At 33.2% G+C, this 7,090-nt stretch carries 4 protein-coding genes; 1 reads left to right on the top strand and 3 read right to left on the bottom strand.

The features are described 5' to 3' along the window. Positions 1-226: 226 nt before the first annotated feature. Positions 227-1,210: a ketoacyl-ACP synthase III gene (locus tag CN514_RS19330; protein WP_176525978.1), complete on the bottom strand. Its 984-nt coding sequence runs from the start codon at positions 1,208-1,210 to the stop codon at positions 227-229. 173 nt (positions 1,211-1,383) lie between these two features. Beyond that, the gene (locus CN514_RS19325) at positions 1,384-1,839 is read right to left on the bottom strand and encodes a GNAT family N-acetyltransferase (RefSeq protein ID WP_098233999.1); all 456 of its coding nucleotides are present in this window, start codon (positions 1,837-1,839) and stop codon (positions 1,384-1,386) included. A gap of 157 nt (positions 1,840-1,996) precedes the next feature. Here CN514_RS19325 and CN514_RS19320 point away from each other — a divergent pair, with 157 nt between their 5' ends. Then, on the top strand, positions 1,997-3,115 hold the full coding sequence (locus CN514_RS19320) for a GerAB/ArcD/ProY family transporter (protein ID WP_098233998.1): 1,119 nt from the start codon (positions 1,997-1,999) through the stop codon (positions 3,113-3,115). A 73-nt stretch (positions 3,116-3,188) separates the two neighbouring features. Here the strand turns inward: CN514_RS19320 and CN514_RS19315 are convergent, their stop codons facing one another. Next, positions 3,189-6,719: a S8 family serine peptidase gene (locus CN514_RS19315; protein ID WP_098233997.1), complete on the bottom strand. Its 3,531-nt coding sequence runs from the start codon at positions 6,717-6,719 to the stop codon at positions 3,189-3,191. Between the last annotated feature and the right edge of the window lie 371 nt (positions 6,720-7,090).

The following is a 7,090-nucleotide window of genomic DNA, read 5'->3' as shown; positions in this document are numbered from 1 at the left end:
CTCATGAACCTCTCATGAGAAACCTTTTTGCTTCTTTTTGCTGTTTTACTTACTCATGAACCTCTCATGAGGAACCTTTTTGCTTCTTCTTGCTGTTTTACTTCCTCATGAACCTCTCATGAGGAACCTTTTTGCTTCTTCTTGCTGTTTTACTTCCTCATGAACCACTCATGAGGAACCTATATTCATCTTCTCGCTATAAATGAGTTTTTGCTTAAAAGCTCTATTACAAAGTCCAATTAATAAGTAATCCAGCATGAGTTAATCCACCACCAAATCCATACAGTAAAACCTTATCTCCATATTTAAGTTTTCCTTCCTTCACTCCTTTAACTAACGATAAAGGAATAGTGGCTGATGATGTATTTCCGCAATCTACTAAGCTATTTAATGATTTATCGATTGGAAATTCACTTCTTTCGCAGATTGATTCAATCATTCTTAAATTTGCACTATGTGGAACAAACCAATCGACTTCATTTAATAAAGTGGATCCATTGTTTAGTACAGCTTGCATTCCTTTTGGTACAGTGGTAACTGCCCATTTGTATACTTCGCGTCCATTTTGAATGATATTATTGTTATTAATTATTTCTTCACCGAACATTTGATTTGATAAATTTGAACAATATAAATGTTTTCCTTTTTCACCTTCTGATCCTAAGTATGAGGAAATGAAGCTAGGTAGTTCTTCATCATATTCTACTAAAGCTGCACCAGCTCCATCACCAAATAAAATGCAAGTAGTGCGATCTTCATAATCGGTTATTTTAGATAAGGTTTCTGCCCCAACTACTAGAATTTTTCGATTTAATCCTGATGTAATTAATCCATTTGCCATATACAAACCGTAAGTAAAACCTGCGCAAGCAGCATTTAAATCAATTGCCCCAGCATTTTTTATGCCAAGCTTTGCTTGAATAATTGAAGCAACACTTGGCGTTTTGAAGTCGGGCGTTAAAGTACAAACGATAATCATATCAACATCTTCAACAGACTTATTGTATTGTTCCATCAAATCTTTTATAGCCTTGTAGCTTAAGTCGCTTGTATATTCATTTTCATTTGCAATTCTTCTCTCTTTTATGCCAGTTCGCTTTACAATCCATTCATCATTTGTTTCAACTATTTTTTCTAAATCCTTATTTGTTAATACTTTTTCTGGTACATATGAACCTATTGCAGTGATACGTGCTTTCGAATTTTGCATTATGGTCACCTCAGTCATATTTTTTTATATCCTTTCAATATTATATCACCAGATATTAATACTAGGTACTAATTTTATTTTAAAATTTTTTCATTCTTTTAATTTAGGGGGGTGATTAGTTGGGGTATTAAACTAAATAAAGTTGCTACAACAGCAACTTTAGTTTAAAAATATTATAATTCTAGTGTCATAAAAACACTATTAAGGTCATCTTTATAACCTCCAAAAGGCTTACAATACTTAAATCCAAAGAGTTCATATAGTTTTTTTGCTGGATTGAATGCTTCCATTGAACCTGTTTCCAAACTTATTCTCTTGTAGCCCCTAATTTTTGCCTCTTCGATTATGTGTTGGAGCATGCGCCTTGCCACTCCTTTTCTTAAATGAGCTGAAGAAGTTCTCATTGATTTTACTTCCCCATGTAATGGGTCAAGTTCTTTTAGAGCACCACATCCAACTAATTCATTTTGTTCCCATACACTCCAAAACGTAATTTCCGGTTTCTTTAATCCTTCAAGATTTAAAGCATGTATACTTTCAAGTGGAGAATGCTGTGTCATACCTTGAAGGTGCTCACTAATTAACATAGCAACTTCAGTTCCAGTTAAATCATCAACCTTAATATCCACGAATGACCACCTCATTCCTTTTTTATGATTGCTATTATTATACTAAATTTTCAGCAAACTTCTGACTAGTTTATTTATCTAAACCCTAATAAAATAGAATTTTATGGAAAAAATAAATATCTAGAAGGTAAATTAAAAGACAAAAGAAGGAATTCAAATGAATCGTAAATTAAATATAAGTGGTTTTCAATTCTTTTGTATGATTTTTATGTTTGGGGTCGGTGCTTCTCCACCAGTCGAAATATATGCTAGAGCTAAACAAGATGGATGGATTAGTTTATTAATAGGACTCATTGCAGCTTGTTTAATCTTTGCGGTGTATATTAAGTTATATTCGTTATTTCCTGAACTACCCTTAACAAAATATATTCAAATCATTTTAGGGAAATATGTCGGGAAAATATTAGCACTAGTATACATCTTATATTTTCTTTATGTTGCTGCGCGGTCTTTACGTGATTTTGAGGATTTATTAACAATCACTCTGTATAATGCTTCTTCTTTAATTTCAATTGGATTAATCATGATGTTATTAATCATGTATGCAATTTCTAAAGGACTAGAAACATTCGCTCGATCTAGTGAATTTATATTTATCATGATCATCTCTCTTACATTTCTATTTATAGGATTTGAAATCATTTCAAATTTAATAAAAATTGATAATTTAAGACCCGTTTTAGAAAACGGATGGAAACCAATTTTTAAGGCTTTTCCCATTTCTTTAACCGTACCTTTTGGTGAAATCCTGACATTTACAATGATTATGCCACATTTAAGTAAACAAAATTTAGCAATAAAAGTAGGAATACCGTCCTTATTATTTTCCGGACTTATCTTAACCTTATTTGCAGTATTAAATACAGCAATATTAGGTCCATCTGTTATTGAAAGAACAACCTACCCTCTGTTAACAGCAGTTAGTTATATTAATATTGCCGATTTTATTCAAAGATTGGATACTTTCATTGTTGTAATTGCAGTATGCAATGCCTTTGTAAAAATTACAATCTACTTTTATTGTGCGGTATCTGGAGCTGCAGATTTATTTAATATAAAGAAAACTGACCAGCTAGTCTATCCTATTGGCATTATTACCGTTGTTACTTCCTTATGGGTAGCATCTAATTTTCTTGAGCATCATAAAGAGGGCATCGATTTAGTACCGTATTTGCTTCACATTCCACTTCAAATTGTTATTCCGGTTAGTTTATTACTAGTTCACCTAATCCAAGGTAAACTAAAAAGCAATAAAGATGACTTGAATTACAATTAACGAAAATTAAAAAGACAAAACAAAAGGCTTCAGTTTTCACTGAGCCTTTGTTTTTTATTTTGGTAATTTAGTATTATTGAACAACCGTTATAGTTTTAGGCGTTGATGTTACTTTAAAGCCGTCTTTTGTAACGCCATCTACAGTAACTGTATATGTGCCATTTGGTAGATCTTTATCTGGTGCCCATGGTGTCCTAAATGTATGCTCATTTTCGAATGTCGCTGAATCGACAATTTTTCCACTAGCATCTTTAATATTAATCGTCCAGTCTATTCTATTAAAACCGAAAATAGAAATTTTAGCTGGGTTAGATTGGTTTACACCAGTAGATGGAGAAATGCCCCAAGTTGTCATTATCATACTTTGTTTATTATAACTTTGATCTCCCCATGTTGTCCAAGCCATGTTTCCTGCATAATCAATAGATCTAAATACCATACCTTTTGGTTCTGAATTAACTGTTAGCGTTTTTTGTCCAGGTCTTAGTTCATAAAATGATCCATTTACATAAATATCTGCAAAGTTAAAGTCAGTTGCATTATCAGTTGCATTAAATGTAATATCATATTTTCCATTATTCGGTGTTACCTTAATATCAGAAATTTTTGGTGCAACTGAATCTACGATCATTGGCATTTTAACAGTTTGTGGTCTAGCGTTTGGAGAGGCTAAAGTTGTTTTAATTACATAATAGTAAGTACCATCAGGAACAAAATTACCTGATACGTCTTTCATATCCCATTGATATAAATTATAACCATAATCTTGATTAAACATTATGTTTTTATTAAATTTCCAAGGCTCTCCAGTTCCAGTATACTCACTATAGTCACCTAGATATCTGAGTTGTTTGCCCGTAGAATCCTCAATAGAGATCTCAGCTTTATCTAAATTACGTAAAACGCTCATTCCACCTAAAATTCCCTTATCTATATAGTTTGGCGAGAAAGCAATATGATTTAAATCAAAGCCTACTCCATTATATCCTAATGGCGCTCCCCCCTCTGTAGTATCATTCCAAAGTGCTGTACGACCTGCAAAGGAATCCTTTTCCCAAGCTGGAGCATCGATGTTTCGTGGCTCATCCCATTTTCCATAGAAGCCCATATAAGGCATAGTTATCGTTACAGCTTTATCTTGGTCTTTTGCTACTGGTACAAGACGAACATAGCCTTCAACAAAACTATTTTTCTTTAATGAATCTGGTAATGATACATTAACCGTTAACATTTTTGATTGACCTGGTTTGATTTTCAATGTAGATCCTATTTTATCTGTTACGATATTATCATTTACAGTGACTGTTGCTCCCTTAATTTGTTCACTTGATAAGGTTAAATAATCTTTTGAATCTAATTGTCCATCATGGTCTAAATCAAATTGCTTTGTTACTGTCTTATCTTTTAATAAATCAACATATACATTGTATTCAATATCATCACTATTATTTTTCCCTTTAGGTGCATTAAAAGCATCCACGTTTAATTTAAAGCTTGTATTTTGTCCGATTTCCTTTAATGCTACCGAACCAGCCTGTTCTAAAGGAGCGTTTCGATTTGTCACAATAACTGGTGTATTAATCGCATTTTGAATTTGCATTAAACCTGAACCTTGAATACGTGGTGAATATGGAACTTCACTATTTGTTCTTGGATCCATCACGATTTTAGATGTATTCATTAATGCAACTTTTGCTTTTAAAACTGTATCTTCTGAGTGTTTTAATCCTTTTTCATAAAGTGATTGTAATACTAATGTTGAACCACCTGCAACATGTGGTGTAGCCATTGATGTACCACTCATTACTTGATACTTATTTCCAGGAATTGTTGAATAAATATTTCCACCCGGAGCCGAAATTTCTGGTTTAAAGTCTAATGTAGGTGTCGTACCCATTGATGAGAAATAAGACATCGTGTCTTTATCTGGATTATCTACCCAATAATCGCCGATATTTTTCATACTTAAATATTGCCCAGTAGGCATTTTACTCATTTTATCTAATAATGCCTGACCAATCGATTTACTTGTTGAAGCAGTTGGTGTTGCAGATGGAGTTACTGGTAGAGTTGCATAATCAGGCCAGTTTGAAGGTGGTATCATAATGATAGCTTTTGCTCCTGCTGCCTTTGCTGTAAATTGAATAGACGAAACCGTACTATATGAATTTAATAGTTTAACTACCGCAATATAATTCGTTTTTCCTTTTGGATAATTTGCAGCTGTTTTACCTTCATTTACGTAGACCAAATCATAGTTAGTATTAGGTAATAGATTATTAGATACATTAAAAGCTTGTCCATATTGAGTATGGTCCTTGAAAGGAACCGCTAGACTTCCATCTGAAATTGCATTCATATGAATTTTAGTATTTTCATAGGAAGCAACTGATAATGCAAATGGACTTACTCCTGGTGAACCAACCGTTCCAATATCAGGATTTTCCGCATATGGTTGTAATGTTGAAGGAACTAGTAAGGCCTTTGAACTGTATGCTGAATTTCCAGCAGCGACTACAACAAGGGTACCTTTTTCAGTCGCATTTCTGATTGCTTTTTGGATTGGATCATAATTTTCGTCTACTCTTCCTGCATCTGTACCTAAGCTCATGTTAATTACATCTGCGCCCATTGTAACAGCATGCTCGATTCCTGCGATAATATCATCCTCTGAAGCTCCGGGATTACCGTTATCAGAAAATACCTTTTCCGCTAGTAGTTGAACTCCAGGTGCAATACCAGCTACTCCGCCATTTGCATCATCACCATTTGCTCCAATCGTTCCAGAAACGTGCGTACCATGGATGCTACCTTTTGGTCCAGGAATAACATCCGTATCATTGTCTGCCCAGTCATATCCAGATGGTACTTTATCTGAATACCAAGTTTCATTTACATCTGTTGTTCCTGCAAACTGGTCAAATTTATCCTTTGTCCATTTTTCTTTCGCTTTAGCTGCATCTGATAGTGTCATATCTTTGTGAGTCCAATCAATACCAGAATCTACAACCCCAACTAATAGGCCTTCCCCTTTATAACCATATTGCTCCCATACCTTTTGAGCTTGTACTAATTCTTTACTTGCTGCCATCGTTTCGTGGAATGTTCTAGCAACTTGAACATGCTTTACGCCAGGAATCGACTGGATATCTTTTAAATTTTTATATTCTGTTTCAATACTGAATCCATTAAAACCTTCAAAGTAGCGGTGTCTCACTTTAAAAGCTGCTTGTGATTTAGCATTTTTTTCTTTTGAAATTTCATCAATTACTTTGTCTTGCTTTTGTTTAAACATTGCTTTTTTATGCTCAGGAGTCGCTTGCTCGCTATCAGCTGGCTCATCTACCTCAACAATTAAATGCACTTCATCATCTGGTTTAAACGTATTTGTAATTTCTTGATTGTTGTTTTCTTTATACATTGAATTTTCTTGAGATAAATCTAAATTATTCTTAGTAAATGTTCCTTGTTCAACCATTCCCTCAGTAGTATCAGTTTGTGGTGTAACGTTATCATTGTCCGCAAAAGCTAGTGATGTAAAAAGTAATGATACTAAAGCAGTTGTAGACATAACTTTAAACGCTTTAAATTTTCCGTTTTTCATAACAACACTCCTACAATTTTATTCTGTATTTACTTAAATCCACCTTGGATCTATAGAGTAATAGTTAAATAGAATGAGAAACTTAAGTTTTCCTATTCATCTGATTTTCGTGGTTGTTAATTAAATACATTTAAATTGTACATCTGAAATAATTAAACGTATATTGGGGGAATCCTACTCATTCTTTTCCAAACTTTTTTATCATATTTATACGTTACACTGTTAGGTATTTACAAAAAACTTGTTACTTTTTGGTAAAATTTATAAAAATTTGTCGGATTTTTTACATTTTTATTGTGTTTATTAAACAGAAAATTGGGAAAAATCTAACATAAAATTCATTTTTTTATCTAAATTTCTATAACCTTGAC

It is taken from the genome of Bacillus sp. AFS001701, assembly GCF_002559405.1.
GTDB lineage: Bacteria > Bacillota > Bacilli > Bacillales > Bacillaceae_G > Gottfriedia.
Note: the sequence above shows the minus strand (reverse complement) of the source record. Positions and strands in the feature narration are given on the sequence as shown.